Origin of the sequence: Vibrio nomapromontoriensis (assembly GCF_050337205.1) — a bacterium.
Taxonomy (GTDB): Bacteria; Pseudomonadota; Gammaproteobacteria; order Enterobacterales; family Vibrionaceae; genus Vibrio; species Vibrio nomapromontoriensis.
This window is the reverse complement of sequence record NZ_JAKJSS010000007.1, coordinates 180273-203369: the sequence shown is the minus strand read 5'-3', so window position 1 is coordinate 203369 and position 23097 is coordinate 180273. Positions and strand designations below refer to the sequence as shown.

The following is a 23097-nucleotide window of genomic DNA, read 5'->3' as shown; positions in this document are numbered from 1 at the left end:
ACAGCAATTACAACAGATAGGAAGAAAGCCGTAGTGAATAAACACTACGGCTTATGGACCTATCCAGGTATCTTCGCAACCATGCGAACTGAAGTGGTGAGCTCTTCGAGCTGCAACCATGGTCTTAGGTGCGCAATAGCAGAGTATGCGCCCGGTTTTCCAGGTTGTTCGACCACTTGGATACGCGATTCAGCAAGAGGCGTTCTTGCTCTTGCATCGTTACCAATAGCACCAGCGTTAGTGTATTGGTCGATCCAGAGCTGTAACTCTCTTTGAACATCGTTAGCTTCAAGGTTTGAGCCTAACTTGTCTCGTCCCATGACTTTTAGATAGTGAGCAATACGTCCACTGGCCATGATGTAAGGGAGTCGGGCTGATATTGCTGCATTCGATGTCGCTTCTGGGTCTGTATAAGTTTTTGGCTTTTGTGTTGTTTGTCCGCCGATAAATACACCGTAATTGGTGTTTTTGTAATGGACAACAGGCAAGAAACCTAAATCGCTAAGCTCTTTTTCACGCTCGTCGGTTAAATTAACTTCCGTTGGACATTGCTGAATGAGATCGCCAGCTTCCGTTTTGTAGGTGAGGTTTGGTAGATTCTCAACTTTACCACCATTGTCCAAGCCGCGAATCGCAGTACACCAACCATAAGCGGTAAAGGCTTGAGTCATTTTTAAACCCAGGTCATACGCGGCATTAGACCATACAAGTTCATTGTTACCTTTTGGATTCGGGTTACCATCCATATCGGTATCAAGTTCTTCATAGGCAAAGACATTAGTACTCAGTCCTTTACTACCGTATGGCAGGCGAGCGAGTGTTCGCGGAAGGGTGAGAGTCACGTAGCGAGCATCATCACTTTCTCTAAACGAGTTCCATGCTGCATAGGCGGGCGAATCAAAACCAGCGGCAACGGGTTTACCTTCATCGAAAGTAGAAAAACTGTTGAATTCGAACATTTGCGCGTTAGCTGCTGCCACAAAAGGAGCGTGGCAGGCCGCGGCAACCTCACCCATATACCTTAATAGGGCGACGTCTTCATCTTTAGCGCTAAATTCATAGTCGCCTATAAATGTGCCGTATGGTTCGCCACCAGCAGTACCATACTCGCCTTGGTATAAGGAGTTAAATAGTGGGCTGCGATCAATAGCAGGGGCGTCTTCAAATTGCTCTAATAGCTCTTCTTGCGTGAAATCGACCATCTTAATTTTAAGTGAGCGGCCGAGGTCGCTTTCCTTAACCATTTTTTGCAGTCCACGCCACGAACCTTCAAGTTTTTGAAAGTCGTCTTGTTGCATGACTGTCGAAAGCTGTTTTGATAGTTTTTTATCAATTTCGCCGATGGCGTTTTCAATGGTTTTAGTGAGATTTTTATCCCAAGTCACCGTTCCAGATAAGGCTTGTTGCGCCAATACTGAAAACAGTTCTTTAGTTGTATCTGCTGGTGTTTGTACTGTGGCTTCAATTGCTCGGTCGAGAAAGCTCAATGAACCTTCTGCGGCGGCACTTTGGCCTTGAACGTCTGCTTCAGTGCTCATTATTCATCTCCCTCTTTTTTAATACCCAGCTCGTCTGAAAGTGCGCTGATGGTGTCGGCGCTTTGCAGTACTTCCTTAAGTAGTTTTTCAAGATCTCGAGAGCGGTCAGCTTTTGACAATAGGACCTTTAACTGATTACGTGTTTCCACTAGTTTTTTTAGTGGTTCTACTTGGTCGATAATGGCTTCTGGCTCAAAGTCTTTCATTGAGTTGAAGGTGAGGCTAGCTTCAAATTGACTGTCGTCATCAGCGAGTACGTTGTCCACTTTCATTGAAAGCTCGGGGCCCACGCGTTTCATGACGGTGTCGAAGTTATCTTTGTCTACGTTATAAAACGTGCGATCTTCAACATCTTCTTTATCTGCTTTGTGTCCCGAATAGTCGCCGATGACGCCTACTACGAAGGGAAGCTCTTTGGTTTCGACTGCGCCATTTGTTTCGACGTCATAGGTGATACTTACGCGGTTTTTACTAACGCGCTTATGCTGAGAATTTAGTGCCACAACATCTCTCCTTGATTAAATTAGCTTGCCGTAGAAGTGACTTTCGCCTGTGTTGCATCAAAGCCGACTTCTGGACCTTTCTCTATTTTTCCGCCTTCTCCTTCGATGTAGTACGCTTTGGAGATTTCTGTATAGGTAAGCGCAAAGGTTTCGCTAGGTAATGAACCATCAGTCCCTGTCATGGTATAGCTAGACATTCGAGCTTCTTTGAGTGTTAAAATTAGGTATGGATCTGCACCTGAACCATCACGGTTCGGTTTAGTCATAACGATTTCAATGGTCTTCCCTTCAGGTCCAGGAGCATAAAGGAATGTGGTCAAATAGGGGGTGGCTCCATCGCAACCACGACCTATTGAAATTTCACCGAGAGCGACCATACCTTGGTCAGCGTTGTTGGCGTTGCCCACGTCGATGCCGACGCCACGTACCGCACCCCATGACACGTTGTTAATAGAGAAGAAGCCGTCCTTGCCTCCGATTTTTTCAATAGTTGCAGCACCTTTTGGTTTTGTTCCGTCGATTCTCATAAAAATTGAAGCCATTTGTTTTCTCCTTAGCGTTTCGCTTAAAACAATTACCAATTGAAGTCTGAAATTTCAGACGTTTTATTGGCTGGGTTTTCTTCGGGTTTATTGTTTGTCGATGCTGAGCCAACTGCATCGTGATTGGGACTTACGTCTGTCGCTGTTGAAATACTTTCTGTGACATTATGCGCTTGGCTTTGCGTCGATAGTGCCGTGAGTTCGATTGGCTTATCGTTAACGCCGATCAGCGCATCAATATGATTTAAGGCAGATTGGTCGTGCCCCATGAGTACGGTCATGAGCTCCGGTAGCGATAAGTGTCCCCACTGGATAGCGCGCTCTAATAAGTATGATGTAGGGCTATGTGGTTCGGTTGTTCTAAAATACGCCGCCAGTTCACTGAGCTGTTTGAAGGCTTGCTCTCGATTATGGATTTGCACATCAGAAGCTAGAGCTTGCTCGGAGTGTCCGGGAGACGATTGATTAGGAGCAGAGAAACCGCTTTCTGATGGGGCGGTGTCACCAGGATTTTCCGTAATTGGCTTTGCTGTAGAGGGAGTTGGAGTCACGGTTTGGGTTTCCGTTGCCCACAAATTATGTTTGTCTCCGACTAAAACTCGTAATGCATGAAGTTGTGCTTGAAAAATGTCTTTTAAGTAGTTGACGCTAATTGGGGTGATTTGCGCTTTTAAACAGTGTGCTTCTAGCGATGAATCCAATCGTGATAGTTCCGCCAAAATAGTATTCAAAGCATCAATGTTGTCCTTCACTGAGTCGTCCAACTGCGCATGGGCCTGCGTTTTTAACTGCTCAAGTGAGCCAGTCTTTTCGGCGTGAAGGTAGGAGGAATAGTTAATGTCGCCAATAAGGCTGACGAATTGAGCTGGCATAAATAGAGCGCCAGCGTCTGGAGCATCGCCTATAAATTGCAGTAACGGCTTAATCCTAAACTCTGCTCGTTCTTTTTGTTGGGCTTCATCGGAGTCTGAGTTGAGTTTGTTATCCGGCAATGTTGGGTGAAGCGAGTCCCAAAAATTGTCGAGGTAAGTCGTTAATAGGTTAAATCCATTAGCCAGTTCAGAAAGAGGATTGTTGCTGAAGACTAGGGTCGTGATATACCAACTTAATAATTCAAGATCTTTCGTTTTCTGACACAGTGCCAACTCAACAGTGTCTCGGAATGTTGACCAATTGTGGCGGTTAGTCTCCACTAAATCAGCGTCATTAAATGCTTCTGCCGTTTCAATTAATTGTCTAAAAGACGACAAAGATGCGTTGTATTGGTTTCTGATTGCTCGATATTCAGTTCGGTCCAGTTTTAGGTAGCTACCAGTCGGAGCTGTGGCAGAAATTGGAGCGATGAGGTTTTCAAAACTATTCATGTCATTCCTTTGACAATGTTTCACTTAAACATCGTTAATTAAACTTTAGACTTAGCAATAGGGTGCAACTATTATCAAAAGTATTAACAAAGCTATTACATTATTAAGCTAATAGTAGAAGTGATTTGGGAAAAGTCTCGAAAAAAGAATAGAAATTGTAATAACTGCGCATTACAAGGCGGTTTTTAGAGCAATGTCACATAGGGAATGTTAATAACATGACTAAAAACAAGGCTTTATCTGCCCGTTGATGAGGATTTACCCACCTATTAATACGGTGGGCATTCCTACGACTATTGTACCGCCATGGGAGGTCGAGTCTCCTAACCTCGCAGCGGGTCGATTTGATATCAGCACCGTTGCGCTGCCTTTAATGATAGAGTCAGGTGGGCCGACACATGTGCACATATCTCCCATCACTGATGCAGGCATATTTCCGATTAGGACAGTGGGTACACCCGGGCCAATAATGGGGCCTCCCACATGAGGGATTGGTGGAACGGCAGGTGTTTGCATTGGGCAAACATGCATGTCGGTCATGCGCGATGCGGGCAATGTCATTCGTTTCCTAAGCCTCCATTGGCAATATTGAGAGCAAATTTAACAGCTTGTTTGTAGTAAGCAAGTTGACCACTCCATTCAGGCATGGCTGCCGCCATATTTATTGCGCCAGAACATGCTTTTGCATACAGTTTTGGATCGGGTAATACACTCGGGAGTTCAGGGGAAACAATACTTCCCGCTCCATTCCAAAAGACGCCTTGCGCAAGCCAAGAAGGGGCACATTGCAGCTCTAGTCGGTTGGCAAAGAGTTCGCAGCGACGACGGGCTTCTTCAGAAGGTTCAAATATCCATTGCTTGCAGGCAGCAAGACATGACCCTTGTGTCGTACTCCAAACATCGTGTCTAATTTCGACGCATAGATAAGACCATAACAGCGCTTCGCGAACTGGTAATGCATGCGCTAGAAACTGGACAAGATCGAAGTATAACGATTGTTGTTCCAGTTCATTGATAACGTCTCGAATAGTGGCTGTATTGGTGATGACGCTAGCAATATCTTCCGACGGTGTGAACAAAGGAAGTATTTGCTCTGCACTGACGTATGGGATTTTTTTGTACTCAACTTGTAAATTCATCGTCTAATTCACCTTTACGATCGCGCCTTTAACTTCGGTCATGACCGCGCCATTAATTGAAGCTTTTAAATTTGATTTAAAGTCAGCTGACAGTTTCGCTTGTGCCGTCAACGTAGTTTGGGCATCTAGGGTTAAGCTCGCCCCTTTGATTGTCCCACTCCCTGAAGCGTCAACAGTGACTGAGGCCGCCGAAAGTTTTGCAGACGTTGACCCTTTGGCATCTAATGTCATACCGCTTAATGTTAGGCCGTTCGAAGCCTTGATATCTATTGCGCTGGATTCAATTTTTATGGCGGAAGAGCTAATGGTTATTTTGCTCGAACCCACTTTTAACTCTAAATAGTCCTCACCTTCTATGGTCACCGTTTTGCCTTTAGAACTGAGTGCTTTTGTCACAGTAAACGTCATCGCATCTTCAGCGGTATAGGTCACTTGCTTGGTGGCTTTGTAAGCCACTTCGCCCTTAATGGTTGCGGTAAGGTTGTTCTCTACTTCGAGCGTGAAGTCCTTTGCTGCGTGCTGATAGAATAATTCGTTGTCTTTTTTATCGTCAAAGTACCATTCGTTGCTTTCGCCACTGAGCATGGATTTTACTCCAGACTTTGTTGCATTGGCTTCTTTGTAGGGGGGGGAGTGCTGGCTGTTATAGACTGAACCTGTGATCACTGGTGCGTCTGGGTCACCATTCAGGAAGCTCACTAAGACTTCTTGTCCGGTTCTGGGAATAAACTGACTGCCATAGCCTTTGCCTGCCATAAGCTGGGCGACTCGAACGTAACAGCTTGTGCTATCGCCGCTAGTTTCGCTATCCCATTGGAATAGTATTTTGACTCGACCTTGTTCGTCTTGATTGATTTCACCTTGAGTTGATCCTGCGACAACAGCACTTTGTAAGCCTTGGATTTGGGGCTTAGAGATAGGGCTCGGTAGGAATGGTGTGGCATTGGGGATGACCACCACCTCGCTTTTACAATCACCCTGTCCGCCATTTCCAGAGTGGTAGTGGATCGTTTGTTTTACAACAAGGTAGTCGCCGAGTTGGTTACTATCGGCATGGCTAGATAGTGAAAAGTATTGACCGACATAAAATGCGTCAGTGTTACTGCTAGTCACTACTTGGCTGTAGTGACTCTGCATAGATTCAGCGCGCTTTTTCACGATTGTTGTTAAGTCCGTCATATCGCCAGTAATCGATTCACTGGCGAAATGGGTGAGAGATAATTTGCTGTTATTGGCGACGGTATTGGTTGTTTTATTTGCTTTACTACTGATTAACTTAGATTGGCTATAGTCATAGTTAGTGAGCTCAATACTTGCGGCATGAAATTGGTGGGAAGATTGCCACGACTGGAGCAAAGGGTTATTGCCAGAGGGCTCCGAGGCCATGTCAAACTTATTGATGTCTGCTTTGGTAAATGGCTTTTCAGCGTCTTGTAGAATGAGCTTATGATCGGACTCCGTCTGTTCAAAGAAAAACTGAATGCCTTCTTGAGCGAGGAGACGGCAGACAAAATCATAGTCTGATTCATTGTATTGAATGCAATACTCCCTTTTGGTCGCAGGCAAGGCATTAGCCGAGTATAAGCTACTAAAACCAGCATCAGAGAAGATAGATGACACAATATCTTTGGTGCTTTTATTTTGGAAAACTCGGCTATTCTCGGTGAGTTTTAGAAGCCAAAACCAAGGGCGTAAGGTGATTGAGTAGGAGGCATATTGTTTTGTTTCGTCGTAACCATTATTAATAATATTGGTGATATAACCATTAAAACTACGGATGAGTTTTTGTTTACCAGACTCGAAAATGTACCGATTAAGCGTCATTTTTTGACCGAGCTGGTCACTGGCGGTTAATCCTTTAGCGTATAAGGTCAATGTGATTTTATAGGGCTCAAAAAAAGACTCTTGGACAGCAGCTTCCGAAACGAGGTATTCATTGTTTTGATAGTCTTTGGCTGTCAATTCATTGGTCGACGCTAAATACGGTTCGGCCATATCATATTCCCTGATTTAACCACTTGATAATTATCTAAGATTAGCATCTAGTTAATTAAATAGTGAAATGAAATGGAGATTGTGAGCTATATCTAGAAAGCTAGGCAGTAGCCGTACAATCATTAAGGGCAAATGCCTAGGTTAATCCCTTATGGTTCTTGCCACCGCACAGGTACCACTTAAATTACACATGCTGTTTCATTGATGTTTGGAAATATGTCACATAATTTGTTTGCCTTTAATTCTGTAAGTTAAATCGTGCTTTAATTACAGGGTTAATTCATGAGAAGTAATAGGCTTATAAGGAATAGGTATGCCACTGTCATTACAAAATGCTTACGAACTGATGCATAGCGACTTAGAAGAGTTTTTAAATCGTGTGCCTATCACCATTTCTGGTGCTGGTAGCAAGGTAAAAGCGGTTCAGTATTATTTATCCGATACTGGATATAGTTCATTTGGAAGAATTAAAGGGATGGCAAGTAAGGAAGTTCGTCGTCGTTTTTCGACAATGGATTATGGAACAACGAGAGGGCCTGTAAGTTGTATTCATATACCGGTCACTTCTTTCGATAAACTTACTTCCGATTCATTTGTACGGGTAAATAGCTACAATACATCTAATTTTTTATGTACGACTCAGCTATCAGGTTGCACATTTGCGGTAAGAAAGAACAAAGATGGCATTGAGTTCACTCATATCCAACCCACGGATACCGTACATGGACCTGAAGTTCAACAACATATGGCGCAAAGCTATGAAGTTTCGTTTGGGCGGGGCAATGTGAGTGATGGCGCGACGTACGCACCTGGTACGTCGGTAACGATTATGGGGCAAAGGAAAAACAATTTGTGGGAGGTGTTTGCTCAATATCAAGACTCAGATAAAAATGTACTCGGTGTGGTTTGTATTTATAAGGAGCCCAGCTCGGTTCAGTATGTAACTTAACAACGTCAGTGATGGAACGCGTCACTGAGTGGGTGGGTTTATGCACGTCCGTTGCAGTGGCGTTATTACTACCCCTGATGACACTTTTAATCGAATTACGTCAGAGGTTAGGGAAATTTATCTCGGTATTGACGGTATTGGCGTTTTGTCATACCGGTAGTTATTGTAAATGCGAGAGTATAATTGAGTCAATTAACTAAAAAACTCACTGATATATCCTAGACTGAAATTACTATTGATATTAAGCAAGATTTTATAATGTCTATAATAAACAGTTGGTTTGACAATATATCCATACAAAAAAAACTCCTAGTAAGTTTCTCCATCCCTGTCTTCTTAATGTTGGCAGTATCAATTGCTGTGTTTGAGAATACGCAATCAATGGTCGATGATAGCCATTGGGTGACGCATACTCATAAAGCTATTGCTCGTGCTCAAGAGTTATTAAGCCTCACGGTTGATATGGAAACGGGAGAGCGCGGTTTCTTAATTACCGGCAATGAATTGTTTTTGGAACCTTTTCATCAATCACTCAGTATTTGGGAAGGTAAGTTACAGATCTTGTCTGAACAAGTCAGTGATAATCCAAGCCAAGTTGAAAAGCTGAAAGGGATTGATGAACTGCATCACCAATGGCTTGAGCAAGCGGCTGAAAAAGAAATTGCCCAAAGACGCCGCGTCTCAGAAGGACTAGCTGAGATGCAGAGCGTCATAACGCTAATTCAGCAAGAAACGGGTAAAAACATCATTGATGAAATCCGCAAAGAAATTGCCGGGTTTATTGAAGTGGAAAACAAACTGATTGCGATTCGAAGTGTGCAGTCTGAACGGTCGGCGAGCCAAACAACCTTAGTGCTCATCGCAGGGACACTTGTTTCGGCCGTATTGTCATTATTCGTAGCAATATGGTCATCGAATCGAGTAAAACAGCGGCTGTATTTACTATTAAGCGCAACCAAGAAAGTGACGCTTGGTGAATTAGAACAAGGGCTAGATATGCTCAGCGTTGGCTCGAATCAACATGGACGAGATGAAGTCGCTAAATTGGCCCGTGGTTTGAAAGAGATGGCAGTAAGTTTGCTTGAAAGTGACCAAAAAATGCGGATTTACAATGAAAAATTGCAAGAGGAAACAAAGAAAGCAGAAGCCGCGGCATTAGCGAAAAGTGATTTTTTGTCCACAATGAGTCACGAGATTCGAACACCAATGAATGGCGTTATTGGGATGACGAATCTTCTATTAGATACCAAGTTGGATGAGCAGCAGCAAAGGATGACGGAAACCGCGAAAAATAGTGCTGAGTCACTGCTCTCAATTATTAATGACATCCTAGATTTCTCTAAAATAGAAGCAGGTAAGATTGACCTTGAGCTACTGGATTTTGATTTGGGTGAAGTGGTTGAGGATATTGGTGGCACGCTTTATTTCGCGGCAGAGCAAAAAGGAATTCAGCTGGTGTGTCCCGCGACCCCAGTGATGGGGTTATGTTATCGCGCTGACCCAGGACGTATACGCCAAATATTGAATAATTTAATTAATAACGCGATCAAATTTACCGAGAAGGGTGAGGTGGCGGTGTATGTCAGTGTCGAAGAAAGGCGCGAAAAAGACAGTACCATTTTATTTGAAGTTAAAGATACGGGCATAGGGATCAGCGATGAACAGCAACACAAGCTATTTTCACGCTTTTCGCAAGCGGATAGCTCCACAACACGCAAATATGGTGGAACAGGTTTAGGACTATCTATTAGCAAAAAATTAACAGAAATGATGGAAGGCGAAATAGGGGTATACAGCCAACCGAATCAAGGGTCAACGTTTTGGTTCACTCTCAAGCTTGAAAACTCATCTGAAAAAGCGATTGATTATTTACCGACAGGCGACCTTCAAAAACAACGAATTCTGGTCGTTGATGACATAGCGACTAACCGTAACTTGATTACACAGTTACTAAAATGCTGGAATATAGACCACCAAGTGACAAGTAGTGGTGAAGAAGCACTTCACGCGCTAACGCAAGCCAATAAACAAAAACAACCTTTTACTATCGCCGTTTTGGATTATCAGATGCCTAATATGAATGGCATTCAGCTTGCAGAACATATCTTTGCCGATACAAGCCTTTCTGGTATTCGTCTGGTTATGTTTTCTTCAGTCGCGCAAAGAGGGGATGCGAAGCGTTTGCAAAGTGCGGGATTTAGTGGCTATTTAACTAAGCCAATGCAGCAGTCGGATCTGCTCAATGTGTTGGAAAAAGTATCGGGGTTGGATGAGCAAAGCCCGAAAGAAACGTTTGTTACCCGACATAGTCCCGCGAAAAAAACACAATATCAAGCGCATGTTCTTATTGTCGACGATGTCACAACGAATCAAGTGGTGCTGCAATCATTATTGGCAAAATATGGCATTCGTGTCGATAAGGCAAAAAATGGTTTAGAAGCGCTCTCAGCACTGCGAGGTCAGGCTAATTTTGATTTGGTGTTCATGGATTGTCAGATGCCAGAAATGGATGGTTATGAAGCGACCCAGCACATTCGCGATACCAGTAATAAGAATATCAACCATGAAATACCGGTTGTCGCGATGACGGCCAATGCGATGCAAGGAGATAGAGACAAGTGTTTTGATGCGGGAATGGACGATTACGTGAGTAAACCAATCAATTCGAAAGCGTTAGGAGATGTACTTAATAAGTGGTTGTCGCATTGCGCGATAGAAAATGAAAATTGTCCAGATGAACAGAAGAATCGAGCTTAGTAAATAGAATCAAGAACAATGAACGTAAAGGTAGAGCCTTCCCTGTTATCGAGAATGAGACAGGGAAGGCTCTATGTTTTACGACTCTACCTTTTTGGGCTGGTAGAAGAACTTTTTAATGAGTGAAATAACTGCTGGGCCGATGAGAACCGCGACAGCCAACGAGGTAAAGGCGAATGTGATAGGGCGATCCCATAAAAAGCTTAGCTCTCCATCTGCAATCATTAATGCGCGACGTAGATTTTCTTCCATTAGCCCACCTAAGATAAACCCTAGTAAAAGTGGCGCAAGCGGAAACTTCGCTAACCGCAACGCAATGGCAGCCATCGCCACAAGAATCATAATAAATACATCCATGGTATTGAACGAAACTAGGTAGACACCAGTGATTGAGAAAAAGATGATCATGGGTAGTAGAACGGTTCTTGGTACCGCGAGTAGCTTAGATATATATGGAATCAACGGTAGATTCAGTATGACAAGCACGACGTTACCAAAGTACATTGAAATAATGACAGACCAAAAGACGTCAGGGTGCTCAACGAAAAGGCGAGGACCGGGTTGAATACCATAGGCAATCAGCGCCCCTAGCATTATGGCTGTCGTACCAGAACCAGGAATACCTAAAGTGAGCAGTGGAACAAACGAGCCACTTGAGGCGGCATTGTTTGCAGATTCCGGAGCAACGAGCCCACGGATACTGCCTTTGCCGAATTCGTCGCGCTTTTCTTTTGGTGCTAGGTTTCGCTCCATACCATAAGATAAAAAGGCAGCGATTGTGGCACCAGCGCCTGGTAACACACCGGTGAAGAAACCAAGAATGGAAGAGCGAATGGACACAGGAGCCACTTCTTTAAATTCTTCTTTGGTCACTTTCATGCTACCAATGTCGCTCATTAGGTTTTGCTCTTCACTTCTGGTGTCTTGTTCGGGTTTTAGAATGCCCATTAACGTTTCACCAAGAGCAAAGGTTGCCATGGCAAGTAGCAGGAAGCTAAAGCCATCCATGAGATCAGTTAAGCCAAAGGTAAAGCGCTCAACCCCCACACCTTTATCAATGCCAACGGTCGAAATCATTAGCCCTAAGATGGTCATCATCCAAGCCTTAATGACTTGCCCTTTACCAGCAAACGCGGCGACAGCAGAAAGTCCAAGTAACATAAGAGCAAAGTAGTCCGATGATTGGAAGCTAAGTGAGACTTGCGCTAATGCAGGGGCTGCGATCAACAGCATGATGGCAGAAAGGGTACCACCGGTAAAAGAGGAGTAGGCTGCGAGTGCCAGCGCTTTTCCGGCTTGGCCTTTTTGCGCCATAGGGTAGCCATCAAATGCGGTTACCACTGTTGATGAACAACCCGGAGCATTAATCAAAATGGAGGAGGTTGAACCACCAAAAACAGCACCATAATAGACGCCAGCCATAAGGATTAGCCCCGAAGAAGGGTCTAGTCCGTAGGTGATTGGGATCATTAGGGCGATAGCAGAGATAGGACCTAAGCCCGGTAGCATGCCGATAAAGGTGCCCACAAAACACCCAACGATCACCATCATGATGTTCATTGGCATGATGGCTGTCGATAAGCCTTGTAAAATTCCGTCTAACATAATGGATCCTACCAAAGAGTAAAGATGATGCCTGGCTCAAGATAGATATCTAAGCCTTGAGTCAGCATGAGATAGAAAGCGATCACAAAAGGAAATGATGCGCCGAACAGGACTTTCTTACGTCGTTCTCCCAGTAGATAGAATCCGAACATAAGGAAAAAACCGGTGGCGAGAACAAAACCCAAATAGGTCAGCCCAATTCCATACAGTGCCATTAAGATGATAAACCCACCGAGTAGGAGCCAATTCATATTGGCTTCAGATTCTTTTTTCTCATCAGGTTGTCCAGTGACGAGTAGCAGTAGAGATAAGCCAATACCGATAAAGGTGAGAATAGTAGGCAATGTACGAGCGGTGAAAGGTTCGTATTCATCTCCTGGAAACATCGGAATAAGCGATGCTTGGTATCCGTATCCAAGACATAAAATGAGAAAAATCATCGCACCTATACGGTCACGGCAGAGTAAATTCTGCTTGGTAAACGTTTTTAAGGTGAAATTTGACATAACTGGCTCCAGCGAATAATCAAATAAACTGCAAAAATGAAGCAAAGAAAAAGCCGTCCATAAGGGGCCGATGGGCATTCGACCCAAGAGGGTAGTTAACAGAGAAGCAGTTGAGGACTCACAACCAAAGACTCTGTCAGCGATACCCTATAAACAAAGGAGTACAGCTAGTCACGCCAATGAATTGAAGGATTCATTGTTGTGTCTTATGGACGGCAAAAATAAAGATTAGAGGAGGTTTACTCCTCTAAATAAGTACCCGGTAGACCGGAGAATGACTTACCGGGTCACAGGTATAGGTGCAATGACTATTTTTTCAGGAAACCGAGTTCTGTCATCAGTGTACCCATTTGCTTTTCTTGATCTTCTAGGAATTTATAAAAGTCTTGGTCAGGTTTGTAGTTATCAATCCAACCATTGCGGTCACGAACAACTGCCCATTCGTCGGTGGTGTACATTTTCGACAAAGCATCCGTCCATTCTTTGATTTTCTCTTCGCTTGCGCCTGGCGCCGCAAAGAATCCACGCCAGTTAGCAAAGACGGTTTCGTTACCGTATTCGGTGAGTGTTGGGATATCGGGTGCCGCTTCTAGGCGCTTAGGTGCCGTTACTGCTATCACCTTGACTTGGCCTGATTTAGACATTTCAAGTACTTCGCCTAAGCCTGTGGAAAGTAGTTGAGTTTCACCAGATAACAGTGCTGCCATCGCTTTACCGCCCGCATCGTAGGCAATATAACGTACTTTCTTAGGGTCGAAACCTTCGCCTTTAAATGCCGCCGCCACAACGAGGTGGTCCATGCTGCCGCGTGCTGAACCGCCGGCAATTTTTACTTTGCGTGGGTTTTCTTTGAAGTCTGCGACTACGTCTTCCCATGTGTTATATGGTGAATCTGCAGGGGCGACAATCGCGCCGTAGTCAGCAATAGTTGCCGCAACAGGCGTTAAGTCGCGGAAAGATTGGGGAAATACACCAGTTAGTGAGCGAACCACGATAGGTGTGGAATTCACCATCAACGTATCTTCTTGGCGTTCAGCGGTTTCGATTAAGTGAGCAATTGCTTTGCCGCCACCACCACCGGATAGATTTTGAAAGGAAACATTGTCGACAATATCCGCTTTTACCAATACATCACCGGTTCCACGAGCGGTCATATCCCAACCGCCGCCTGCGCCACCAGGGATGATGAAATGAATTTTTTCAAGATCAGCTGCATAGCTACCAAATGACAGTGTTGCTGCCACGATTGAAGCAGCGAGTGTTGGTTTTAATGCCTTAAACATGTTCACGTTCCTTATGTTGACTATTGTCTGCCAGTATTTGCTCACCTGACGGGACCTCTCTGGGTTAGTCAAAGGTTATGTATTTGTTACAAGGTTATCAATAAAGCGTCGATATTGAGAATAAAGGGCATAGGGTAAATATTGTTCATAAAGTTCATGGCAATATGTAAATGTTAGACATTAGTCTATATTGTCGACAATGTGGTTGAATTTGACGCAAATCGTTGCTTAAATAGCCAGGTGTTTAGCGGGATTGTCAACAGTGTGGCTTTTTTAATAGGTGATAGCGTAGATGAATGTAGGTCTAGTAATGAGCGATGAAGTCTCTTCTAAAGAAGGAACTAAGTCAGAGAATTTAACAGAGTGCCTTATAGAAGAGATCGTTCTGGGAAGAATTGCGTCCGGTAGCAAAATATCCGAGCCGGAATTGGCAAAGCGTTTTGAAGTGAGTCGTGGTCCTTTACGCGAGGCTATCATGCGACTAGAGGGGCTTGGCCTTATTGAACGTATCCCGCATGTAGGCGCTAGGGTTATCACATTGTCTCAAGAGAAGTTAATAGAGCTTTACTCCGTTCGTGAAGCCTTAGAAGGGATGGCGGCAAGATTGGCCGCGCAGCATATCAGTGATCAAGAAGTGAGTGAACTGGAAGGGCTATTAGCAAGGCACTCGGAGCACATCGACGAAGTAGATGGAGCATCGTATTTTCATCAGCATGGGGATTTTGACTTCCATTATCGAATTATCAAAGCAAGTCAAAACAGTCAGTTAGTGAATTTGTTGTGTAATGAGCTTTACCACTTACTTAGGATGTATCGCTATCAATCCCCTAGAACCCAGTCTCGCCCAGAGGCGGCGCTAAAAGAACATTTGTTTATTTTGGACGCCATAAAGAATAGAGATCAAGAATTGGCCGAGCTATTGATGAGGCGACATATCTCAAGAAGCAAAGTGTTAATAGAAAAAAGTCTAAAGAGTTAATCAAAATCAATCGTAGTGCTCTAGTTGTCGACAATAAGAGCATTGAAAAGACAAGGAGACAGAAAATGTCAGTATCCCCAGGTCAACTATTTCGTGACGCTGTCACTAATAATAACCCGTTACAGGTGGTCGGAACGGTGAACTCATATTGCGCCATGATGGCGAAAAACGTTGGGCATCAAGCCATCTATCTCTCTGGCGGAGGAATCGCTAATGCGTCGTATGGATTGCCAGATCTTGGTATTACCACACTTAATGACGTGTTAGTGGATGTTGAACGCATCACGAATGCTTGTGACTTACCTCTACTTGTGGATATTGATACCGGTTTTGGCGGTGCTTTTAATATCGCGCGTACGATTAAAGCATTAGAAAAAGCGGGCGCGGCTGCCGTTCACATTGAGGATCAGGTGGCGCAAAAACGTTGTGGACATCGTCCGAACAAAGCAGTGGTAAGCCAACAAGAAATGGTTGATCGCATTAAAGCTGCCGTGGACGCCAAAGTGAACGATAGCTTTGTCATCATGGCGAGAACTGATGCGCTAGCAGTAGAGGGAATGGATAAAGCTATACAGCGTTCCATTGCTTATGTGGAAGCGGGCGCAGACATGATTTTTCCCGAAGCGATGACGTCATTAGAACACTACAAGCAGTTTAAAGCGGCGCTGAACGAGGCAACCGGGAAAGAGGTACCTATTCTTGCCAATATTACTGAATTTGGTCAAACCCCTCTGTTTGGTTGTGACGAGCTAGCGAGCGTTGGTGTTGATATGGTGCTTTATCCTCTTTCAGCATTCAGAGCGATGAACAAAGCGGCGGAAAACGTATACCAGCACTTACTAGATGTCGGTAATCAAGAGGCGTTGACGGGAGGCATGCAAACACGAGCCCAGCTGTACGAACACCTGAATTATCACAGTTACGAAGATAAGCTAGATCAGTTGTTTGCTGATCAGAAATGATACGTGAAATAGACGAATTGTAAGAAAACCATTTAACTAAATTAATCCAATAACATGATGCCGTGATAATAGATCCTATAAAGGACAAGAGCGGGAAAAGGAGTTCAATATGCCTAATTCAACACTAGGTGGAGCAGGTCTTAGAGGCCAGAGCGCGGGTACCACATCTTTATGTACAGTCGGTCAGTCGGGAACGGGGTTAACGTATCGAGGCTATGATATTACCGATCTTGCTAACAATGCACAATTTGAAGAAGTGGCGCACCTGTTACTTCGAGGTCATTTACCTAATCAAAAAGAGCTGGATGAATATAAGACGATACTGGTTGGGTTGCGTGGTTTACCTGAATCACTCAAAAAAGCGTTGGAGCTGATTCCTGCGGATGCACATCCGATGGATGTAATGAGAACGGGTTGCTCTATGCTAGGCAACTTGGAGCAGGAATTAGACTTTTCACAGCAAGAATCTGCGACAGAAAGAATGTTAGCGTTATTTCCTGCGATTATTTGTTATTGGTATCGTTATAGCCATGACGGGGTGCGAATTGACACCCAAGACTATACGGAAGATTGTATTGGTGGGTACTTTCTTAAAATGCTCACTGACAAAGCACCCTCAGAGCTGCATAAGAAAGTCATGCATTGCTCTTTGATCCTATATGCTGAGCATGAATTTAATGCGTCCACGTTTGCCGCCAGAGTCTGTGCGTCAACGCTTTCAGATATTCATTCATGCGTCACAGCTGCGATTGGCACCTTACGTGGTCCACTGCACGGTGGGGCAAATGAAGCGGCAATGGATATGATCCAAGATTGGCGTAGCGCTGAAGAAGCGGAAGCCAACATCATGCAAATGTTGGTTAATAAAGACAAAATTATGGGCTTTGGTCACGCCATTTATCGAGAGAGTGACCCAAGAAATGCATTGATCAAACGTTGGTCAGAATCGTTATCTGAAGCGGTTGGGGATACGTACCTTTATGACGTTTCAGTTCGAGTTGAATCAGTAATGAAACGTGAGAAAGGTTTGTTCTGTAACGCTGACTTCTTCCATGCTTCTGCTTATCACTTCATGGATATTCCCACTAAATTGTTTACACCAATTTTTGTTATGAGTCGATTAACTGGTTGGGCTGCGCACGTCTACGAGCAGCGAGCTAATAATCGCATTATTAGGCCAAGTGCGGATTATGAAGGGCCTGATGCAAGAGAATGGGTCGCTATTGACGAGCGTGATTAACCGGTAAGGCAAAGGATGTGGAATATGTCTAATCAAACAAGTGACTCTAACCCAACCGTTAACTATCAATATCGCAAGTCGTTCCCCAATTCGCAGCTGGATTATTATGACGCGCGTTCGGCGGTCAATGATATTGAAGCGGGCGCGTATGAGCAGCTCCCGTATACGTCACGGGTATTAGCCGAAAATCTGGTGCGTCGTTGTGACCCATTAGAGTTAGAAGGTTGTCTGTCCCAGCTTATTTATCGACGTCGAGATAAAGACTTTCCCTGGTATCCAGCGCGTGTCGTTTGTCACGACATTCTTGGACAAACTGCGTTGGTTGATTTAGCGGGCCTACGCGATGCCATTGCCAATCAGGGTGGCGATCCTGCAAGTGTCAATCCAGTGGTAGAGACCCAGCTTATTGTCGACCACTCTTTAGCGGTGGAACATGCGGGCTTTGAAGCGGACGCTTTTGAAAAAAACCGTGCTATCGAAGAGCGTAGAAACGAAGATCGTTTCCATTTTATTGAGTGGTGCAAAACCGCATTTGAGAATGTCAGTGTCGTACCTGCTGGTAACGGCATTATGCATCAAATCAATCTAGAGAAGCTTTCCCCTGTTGTACAAGTTAAGCAGGGTATTGTATTCCCCGATACGTGTGTGGGTACCGATAGCCATACTCCGCATGTCGATTCACTTGGCGTCATCGCTATTGGTGTTGGAGGGCTTGAGGCTGAGACGGTTATGCTAGGTCGTCCCTCAATGATGCGTTTACCCGATATAGTTGGCGTGCGTCTCGTTGGAGAACGTCAACCGGGGATAACTGCGACGGACATTGTTTTGGCACTGACGGAGTTTCTTCGTGCTCAGCGTGTCGTGTCGAGCTATTTAGAGTTCTTTGGTGAAGGAACTAAGAAACTGACGATCGGTGATCGGGCAACCATATCAAACATGACCCCAGAGTATGGTGCCTCGGCAGGAATGTTCTATATTGATGAACAAACTATCAATTACCTTAAGCTCACCGGACGCGATGATGAACAAGTTAAGCTTGTTGAACAGTATGCGAAACACACAGGTTTATGGGCGAAAACACTAGAAAATGTTAATTATGAACGGGTGTTGGAGTTTGATTTGTCTGCTGTGGAACGTACATTGGCAGGGCCGTCTAATCCGCATCGACGTTTACCCACTGCGCAGCTTACCCAGCAGGGTATTGCGGGTGAGTGGCAACAACATTCTGACGACATACCAGATGGCGCCGTCATCATTGCAGCCATTACTTCATGCACGAATACGAGTAACCCAAGAAACGTGGTAGCAGCTGGTCTTATCGCAAAAAAAGCCAACCAGTTAGGGTTACTTCGTAAACCTTGGGTGAAATCTTCATTTGCTCCGGGATCCAAAGTCGCTAAATTGTACTTAGAAGACGCCGGATTACTGCCTGAGTTAGAGAAACTAGGGTTCGGTATCGTGGCCTATGCTTGCACAACGTGTAATGGCATGAGTGGCGCGCTTGATCCCAAAATTCAAAAAGAGATAGTCGACAGCGATCTATACACGACAGCAGTATTGTCTGGAAATCGAAATTTTGATGGGCGTATCCATCCTTATGCGAAACAAGCGTTCTTAGCATCGCCACCTTTAGTTGTCGCTTACGCGTTGGCGGGAACGATTCGATTTGATATTGAGCGTGATGCGCTTGGGCTTGATGCATCGGGTCAGCCTATTTATCTGGCTGATATTTGGCCAAGCGACGAAGAAATTGATGCGGTGGTGAATCAGCACGTCAAGCCTGAGCAATTTAATCAAGTTTATATCCAGATGTTTAAACCGGATGAAGCTGAAAAATCTAGCAGTCCACTTTACGATTGGCGTGCGCAAAGTACCTATATTCGTAGACCGCCCTATTGGGAAGGGGCGTTAGCTCGGAAATGCACACTACAAGCGATGAGACCGCTAGCAATTTTAGGTGACAACATTACCACTGACCATCTGTCACCTTCCAATGCCATCTTAGCAAGTAGTGCCGCGGGTGAGTATTTAACCACTATGGGTGTACCTGAAGAAGACTATAACTCATACGCGACGCACCGAGGCGATCACTTAACGGCGCAACGAGCTACTTTTGCTAACCCTAAGCTATTCAATGAAATGGTGGAAGAGCAGGGGGTTGTCGTTCAAGGTTCATTGGCGCGCATAGAGCCAGAAGGCAAGGTGACTCGCATGTGGGAGGCGATTGAAACCTATATGGCTCGCAAACAGCCATTGATTATTGTTGCAGGTGCTGACTATGGGCAAGGCTCATCTCGAGATTGGGCTGCGAAAGGTGTGCGCTTAGCGGGAGTTGAAGCGATTGTAGCGGAAGGCTTTGAACGGATTCACCGTACCAACTTAGTGGGTATGGGCGTATTACCACTGCAATTTAAAACCGGAACAGACCGAAAGAGTTTAGCGATTGATGGAACGGAGTCTTACGATGTCGTAGGAGAAATTAAAGCGGGTTGCGATCTAGCATTGGTGATCACACGAGCTAACGGTGAAAAGCTTGATGTGGCCGTGACATGTCGACTGGATACCGCAGATGAAGTGAAGGTGTACTCAGCCGGTGGTGTTTTACAACGCTTCGCTCAAGATTTCTTAGCGCAGTAGGAGGATTTATGACCAAACAAATCAGAATTCCTGCGATCTATATGCGCGGTGGGACGAGTAAAGGGGTGTTTTTTAATCGGCAAGACCTGCCGATAGAAGCCCAACAACCAGGTGAGGCGCGAGATAAACTGCTGATGCGCGTTATTGGTAGCCCAGATCCTTATGCTAAGCAGATTGATGGGTTAGGTGGTGCAACCTCAAGCACCAGTAAAGCGGTAATTGTGTCTAAGAGTGCTTGCTCAGAACATGATGTTGACTATCTGTTTGGTCAAGTATCCATTGATAAGGCGTTTGTAGATTGGAGTGGTAATTGTGGCAATTTATCTGCGGCGGTAGGTCCATTCGCCATTCATAGCGGACTTATCGATAAAGAGAAAATTCCTGAAAATGGTGTTGTGTCCGTGAGAATATGGCAAGCCAATATCAGTAAGACGATTATTGCCAACGTCCCTATTGTCGATGGTGAAGTACAAGAGTTGGGAGACTTTGAGCTAGATGGCGTGACATTTCCTGCGGCGGAGATCGAAGTCGCGTTTGTCGATCCTAGTGACAGCACTAGTTCTATGTTTCCGACAGGTAATCTTGTCGATGATCTTAGCGTTCCCAACATCGGCACTTTCAACGCAACGTTGATAAATGCGGGTATTCCGACAATTTTCATTAATGCCAATGAACTCGGTTTAAATGGCGATGAGCTACAAGATGATATTAATAGTGACCCAAACTGGCTCGACAAGTTTGAGAGCATTCGCGCTTTTGGCGCGGTGAAAATGGGCCTGATTGATTCGATAGAACAAGCAAAGACCCGACAACATACTCCGAAACTGGCATTTGTGTCACCGCCTAAAAGCTACCTCTCATCTAGCGAAAAGCCAATTAGTGCTGATGATGTTGATTTGTTAGTACGAGCGATGTCTATGGGAAAATTGCATCACGCAATGATGGGCACGGCAGCAGTTGCTATCGCTTGTGCCGCAAGTGTGGAGGGAACGGTGGTCAATCTGGCAGCAGGAGGTGGTGCTCGGCAGGCGGTGACATTTGGTCATCCGTCTGGGACGTTAAAAGTCGGCGCGACCGCGTCAAAAGCATCAGCAGGTTGGACTGTCGATAAAGCTATCATGAGTCGAAGTGCGAGAATCCTTATGGAAGGTTGGGTTCGCGTGCCATCGGATACAATGAATTAGACATATTGGAGGACGCATTATGTCTGCATATCAAAAAGAATATCAGTGGGCCGAGCAACAACCAGAGTCGTTTTGGCAGCATCAGTCAAAAGCGATTGATTGGTTTGAAGCGCCAAAAACCATATTAGAAAAAGATGAAAATGGTATTGAACGTTGGTTCCCTGATGGCCTAATGAATACCGCTTGGTTGGCATTGGATTATCATTGTGAGCAAGGCCGCGGCGACAATACCGCACTTATTTATGATTCACCAGTTACGGGAGTTAAGCAGCAATTTAGTTACTATTCATTAAGAAATAAAGTGGCGAAAGTTGCAGGAATGTTGGCTAAGCAAGGCGTTACAAAAGGCGACCGTGTTGTTATTTATATGCCAATGATCCCTGAAGCTGCAATGGCAATGTTAGCGTGTGCACGACTTGGAGCGATTCATTCGGTGGTGTTTGGTGGTTTTGCTCCGAGTGAACTTGCTGTACGGATTGAAGATGCCGAACCAAAAGTCATTATGACCGCTTCTTGTGGTATTGAGATTAATAAAGTCCTGCCTTATAAACCTTTGGTTGACCAAGCAATTATGGACAGCCGATGGAAACCTGAAAAAGTCTTTGTGCTTCAGCGTCAGCAATGTGAAGCCGAGTTAGGTCAAGACCGCGATCTAGATTGGCAAGTTGAGTACGAGAAAGCTCTGCCACATGCTTGTGTACCCGTGCTGGCGATTGACCCGCTGTATATTCTTTATACTTCTGGAACAACGGGTAAGCCAAAGGGTGTGGTGCGTGATAATGGTGGGCATGCCGTGGCGATGAAATATTCAATGAACACGGTTTACGATATGCCTACCGATGGCGTGTTTTGGGCGGCTTCGGATGTGGGGTGGGTAGTGGGGCACTCGTATATTGTTTATGCACCACTTATTCATGGCTGCACCTCTATATTGTTTGAGGGTAAACCGGTAAGAACCCCCGATCCCGGTGCGTTTTGGCGGGTTTGTGAAGAGTATGATGTGAAAGTCTTATTCTCAGCCCCTACGGCGTTTCGCGCGATTAAGAAAGAAGACCCTGACGGTTTAGCGCTCAGAAACTATGACCTAAGTGGACTGAAAAGCATTTTCATGGCAGGTGAACGACTTGATCCACCGACTCTTGATTGGGTCGAGCAACATACCCAAAAACCTGTTATCGATCATTGGTGGCAAACCGAGACTGGTTGGGCTATTTCTTGTAATCCTCTCGGAATTGAAGCTATGCCAATTAAAGCGGGCTCTTCCACTAAACCAAGCCCGGGATTTAAGGTCGAGATATTAAATGAATTAGGTGAACCAGTCGCAGCCAATCAACAGGGTTTTGTTTCGCTGAAACGGCCATTGCCACCGAGTTGTTTGACTACAGTATGGCGAAATCACGATCGTTTTGAATCGGGCTATCTGAGTCAATTTGAAGGCTATTATGTATCAGGTGATGGCGGGTATCTGGATGACGATGGCTATTTATTTATCATGGGTCGTGTCGATGACGTCATAAATGTCGCTGGACACCGATTATCTACTGGAGAAATGGAGGAGATCGTTGGCGGTCACCCTGCCATTGCTGAGTGCGCTGTGGTAGGGGTGCATGATGACTTAAAAGGGCAGTTGCCACTAGGTTTTGTGGTATTGAAAGACGGTGTGAACGTGGACAATGGTGAACTAGAGCATGAATTAGTTGGCAAAGTTCGCCAAGAGATAGGGGCGGTAGCATGTTTCAAACATGCACTGGTCGTAGAGCGTTTGCCAAAAACGCGTTCAGGCAAAATTTTACGTCGTGTCATTCGACAAATTGCTGATGGTGAGAGTTATACCGTACCATCGACAATAGATGATCCGAGCAGTTTGTCCGAACTTGAAAAAGCACTGCATACAGACTAACCCGTTGTTAAACG

At 44.9% G+C, this 23097-nt stretch carries 18 protein-coding genes; 8 read left to right on the top strand and 10 right to left on the bottom strand.

Going from position 1 to position 23097, the window contains the following annotated elements:
• Positions 1 to 59 precede the first annotated feature (59 nt).
• The 7 genes from tssC to L4D05_RS04965 form a co-directional block, all read right to left on the bottom strand.
• Positions 60 to 1538, bottom strand: coding sequence for a type VI secretion system contractile sheath large subunit (tssC, locus tag L4D05_RS04995; protein WP_428793217.1), 1479 nt, complete (start codon positions 1536 to 1538; stop codon positions 60 to 62).
• Positions 1538 to 2041, bottom strand: a complete 504-nt coding sequence (gene tssB / locus L4D05_RS04990; RefSeq protein WP_428750877.1) for a type VI secretion system contractile sheath small subunit — start codon at positions 2039 to 2041, stop codon at positions 1538 to 1540. The genes tssC and tssB overlap by 1 nt, the downstream gene beginning before the upstream one ends.
• A 20-nt stretch (positions 2042 to 2061) precedes the next feature.
• The gene (locus tag L4D05_RS04985) at positions 2062 to 2583 is read right to left on the bottom strand and encodes a type VI secretion system tube protein Hcp (RefSeq protein ID WP_428750875.1); all 522 of its coding nucleotides are present in this window, start codon (positions 2581 to 2583) and stop codon (positions 2062 to 2064) included.
• A 32-nt stretch (positions 2584 to 2615) separates the two neighbouring features.
• Positions 2616 to 3947: a type VI secretion system protein TssA gene (locus L4D05_RS04980; protein ID WP_428750873.1), complete on the bottom strand. Its 1332-nt coding sequence runs from the start codon at positions 3945 to 3947 to the stop codon at positions 2616 to 2618.
• Positions 3948 to 4205: 258 nt separating this feature from the next.
• On the bottom strand, positions 4206 to 4508 hold the full coding sequence (locus tag L4D05_RS04975) for a PAAR domain-containing protein (RefSeq protein WP_428793216.1): 303 nt from the start codon (positions 4506 to 4508) through the stop codon (positions 4206 to 4208).
• Positions 4505 to 5086, bottom strand: a complete 582-nt coding sequence (locus tag L4D05_RS04970; protein ID WP_428793215.1) for a DUF6931 family protein — start codon at positions 5084 to 5086, stop codon at positions 4505 to 4507. The genes L4D05_RS04975 and L4D05_RS04970 overlap by 4 nt, the downstream gene beginning before the upstream one ends.
• Positions 5087 to 5089: 3 nt before the next feature.
• Positions 5090 to 7081: a type VI secretion system Vgr family protein gene (locus L4D05_RS04965; protein ID WP_428793214.1), complete on the bottom strand. Its 1992-nt coding sequence runs from the start codon at positions 7079 to 7081 to the stop codon at positions 5090 to 5092.
• A 313-nt stretch (positions 7082 to 7394) separates the two neighbouring features.
• On the opposite strand from L4D05_RS04965, the gene L4D05_RS04960 reads away from it, so the two are divergent.
• Complete coding sequence (locus L4D05_RS04960; RefSeq protein ID WP_428750865.1) at positions 7395 to 8030, top strand: hypothetical protein; 636 nt, start codon at positions 7395 to 7397, stop codon at positions 8028 to 8030.
• 258 nt (positions 8031 to 8288) lie between these two features.
• Positions 8289 to 10787, top strand: a complete 2499-nt coding sequence (locus L4D05_RS04955) for a hybrid sensor histidine kinase/response regulator (protein ID WP_428793213.1) — start codon at positions 8289 to 8291, stop codon at positions 10785 to 10787.
• Between the two features lie 78 nt (positions 10788 to 10865).
• On the opposite strand, the gene L4D05_RS04950 is transcribed toward L4D05_RS04955, so the two are convergent.
• From L4D05_RS04950 to L4D05_RS04940, 3 genes are all read right to left on the bottom strand, one after another.
• Positions 10866 to 12392, bottom strand: a complete 1527-nt coding sequence (locus L4D05_RS04950; RefSeq protein WP_428793212.1) for a tripartite tricarboxylate transporter permease — start codon at positions 12390 to 12392, stop codon at positions 10866 to 10868.
• A gap of 8 nt (positions 12393 to 12400) precedes the next feature.
• Entirely contained in the window at positions 12401 to 12898 is a 498-nt protein-coding gene (locus L4D05_RS04945) for a tripartite tricarboxylate transporter TctB family protein (protein ID WP_428793211.1), read from the bottom strand.
• Between the two features lie 308 nt (positions 12899 to 13206).
• Positions 13207 to 14181, bottom strand: coding sequence for a tripartite tricarboxylate transporter substrate binding protein (locus L4D05_RS04940; protein WP_428750857.1), 975 nt, complete (start codon positions 14179 to 14181; stop codon positions 13207 to 13209).
• A gap of 292 nt (positions 14182 to 14473) precedes the next feature.
• Here L4D05_RS04940 and L4D05_RS04935 point away from each other — a divergent pair, with 292 nt between their 5' ends.
• The 6 genes from L4D05_RS04935 to L4D05_RS04910 all read left to right on the top strand — a co-directional run bounded on the left by L4D05_RS04935 (position 14474) and on the right by L4D05_RS04910 (position 23083).
• Positions 14474 to 15160 carry a GntR family transcriptional regulator gene (locus L4D05_RS04935; RefSeq protein ID WP_428750855.1) on the top strand — a complete coding sequence of 229 codons (687 nt, stop codon included), beginning with the start codon at positions 14474 to 14476 and terminating at the stop codon, positions 15158 to 15160.
• Between the two features lie 65 nt (positions 15161 to 15225).
• Entirely contained in the window at positions 15226 to 16122 is an 897-nt protein-coding gene (prpB, locus tag L4D05_RS04930; RefSeq protein ID WP_428750853.1) for a methylisocitrate lyase, read from the top strand.
• 109 nt (positions 16123 to 16231) lie between these two features.
• Entirely contained in the window at positions 16232 to 17362 is a 1131-nt protein-coding gene (gene prpC, locus L4D05_RS04925) for a bifunctional 2-methylcitrate synthase/citrate synthase (RefSeq protein ID WP_428793210.1), read from the top strand.
• Between the two features lie 24 nt (positions 17363 to 17386).
• Positions 17387 to 19999: a Fe/S-dependent 2-methylisocitrate dehydratase AcnD gene (acnD, locus tag L4D05_RS04920; protein ID WP_428793209.1), complete on the top strand. Its 2613-nt coding sequence runs from the start codon at positions 17387 to 17389 to the stop codon at positions 19997 to 19999.
• Between the two features lie 8 nt (positions 20000 to 20007).
• Positions 20008 to 21183: a 2-methylaconitate cis-trans isomerase PrpF gene (prpF, locus tag L4D05_RS04915; RefSeq protein WP_428793208.1), complete on the top strand. Its 1176-nt coding sequence runs from the start codon at positions 20008 to 20010 to the stop codon at positions 21181 to 21183.
• 19 nt (positions 21184 to 21202) lie between these two features.
• On the top strand, positions 21203 to 23083 hold the full coding sequence (locus tag L4D05_RS04910; protein ID WP_428793207.1) for a propionyl-CoA synthetase: 1881 nt from the start codon (positions 21203 to 21205) through the stop codon (positions 23081 to 23083).
• Positions 23084 to 23097: the final 14 nt, after the last annotated feature.

Bases quoted from the DNA above. Each gene is read 5' to 3' on its own strand.
- prpF (WP_428793208.1), top strand. From the start codon at position 20,008: ATGACCAAACAAATCAGAATTCCTGCGATCTATATGCGCGGTGGGACG.
- L4D05_RS04960 (WP_428750865.1), top strand. From the start codon at position 7,395: ATGCCACTGTCATTACAAAATGCTTACGAACTGATGCATAGCGACTTA.
- acnD (WP_428793209.1), top strand. From the start codon at position 17,387: ATGTCTAATCAAACAAGTGACTCTAACCCAACCGTTAACTATCAATAT.
- L4D05_RS04935 (WP_428750855.1), top strand. From the start codon at position 14,474: ATGAATGTAGGTCTAGTAATGAGCGATGAAGTCTCTTCTAAAGAAGGA.
- L4D05_RS04955 (WP_428793213.1), top strand. From the start codon at position 8,289: ATGTCTATAATAAACAGTTGGTTTGACAATATATCCATACAAAAAAAA.
- prpB (WP_428750853.1), top strand. From the start codon at position 15,226: ATGTCAGTATCCCCAGGTCAACTATTTCGTGACGCTGTCACTAATAAT.
- L4D05_RS04940 (WP_428750857.1), bottom strand. From the start codon at position 14,181: ATGTTTAAGGCATTAAAACCAACACTCGCTGCTTCAATCGTGGCAGCA.
- L4D05_RS04975 (WP_428793216.1), bottom strand. From the start codon at position 4,508: ATGACATTGCCCGCATCGCGCATGACCGACATGCATGTTTGCCCAATG.
- L4D05_RS04985 (WP_428750875.1), bottom strand. From the start codon at position 2,583: ATGGCTTCAATTTTTATGAGAATCGACGGAACAAAACCAAAAGGTGCT.
- tssC (WP_428793217.1), bottom strand. From the start codon at position 1,538: ATGAGCACTGAAGCAGACGTTCAAGGCCAAAGTGCCGCCGCAGAAGGT.
- prpC (WP_428793210.1), top strand. From the start codon at position 16,232: ATGCCTAATTCAACACTAGGTGGAGCAGGTCTTAGAGGCCAGAGCGCG.
- L4D05_RS04945 (WP_428793211.1), bottom strand. From the start codon at position 12,898: ATGTCAAATTTCACCTTAAAAACGTTTACCAAGCAGAATTTACTCTGC.
- L4D05_RS04970 (WP_428793215.1), bottom strand. From the start codon at position 5,086: ATGAATTTACAAGTTGAGTACAAAAAAATCCCATACGTCAGTGCAGAG.
- L4D05_RS04950 (WP_428793212.1), bottom strand. From the start codon at position 12,392: ATGTTAGACGGAATTTTACAAGGCTTATCGACAGCCATCATGCCAATG.
- L4D05_RS04910 (WP_428793207.1), top strand. From the start codon at position 21,203: ATGTCTGCATATCAAAAAGAATATCAGTGGGCCGAGCAACAACCAGAG.
- L4D05_RS04980 (WP_428750873.1), bottom strand. From the start codon at position 3,947: ATGAATAGTTTTGAAAACCTCATCGCTCCAATTTCTGCCACAGCTCCG.
- L4D05_RS04965 (WP_428793214.1), bottom strand. From the start codon at position 7,081: ATGGCCGAACCGTATTTAGCGTCGACCAATGAATTGACAGCCAAAGAC.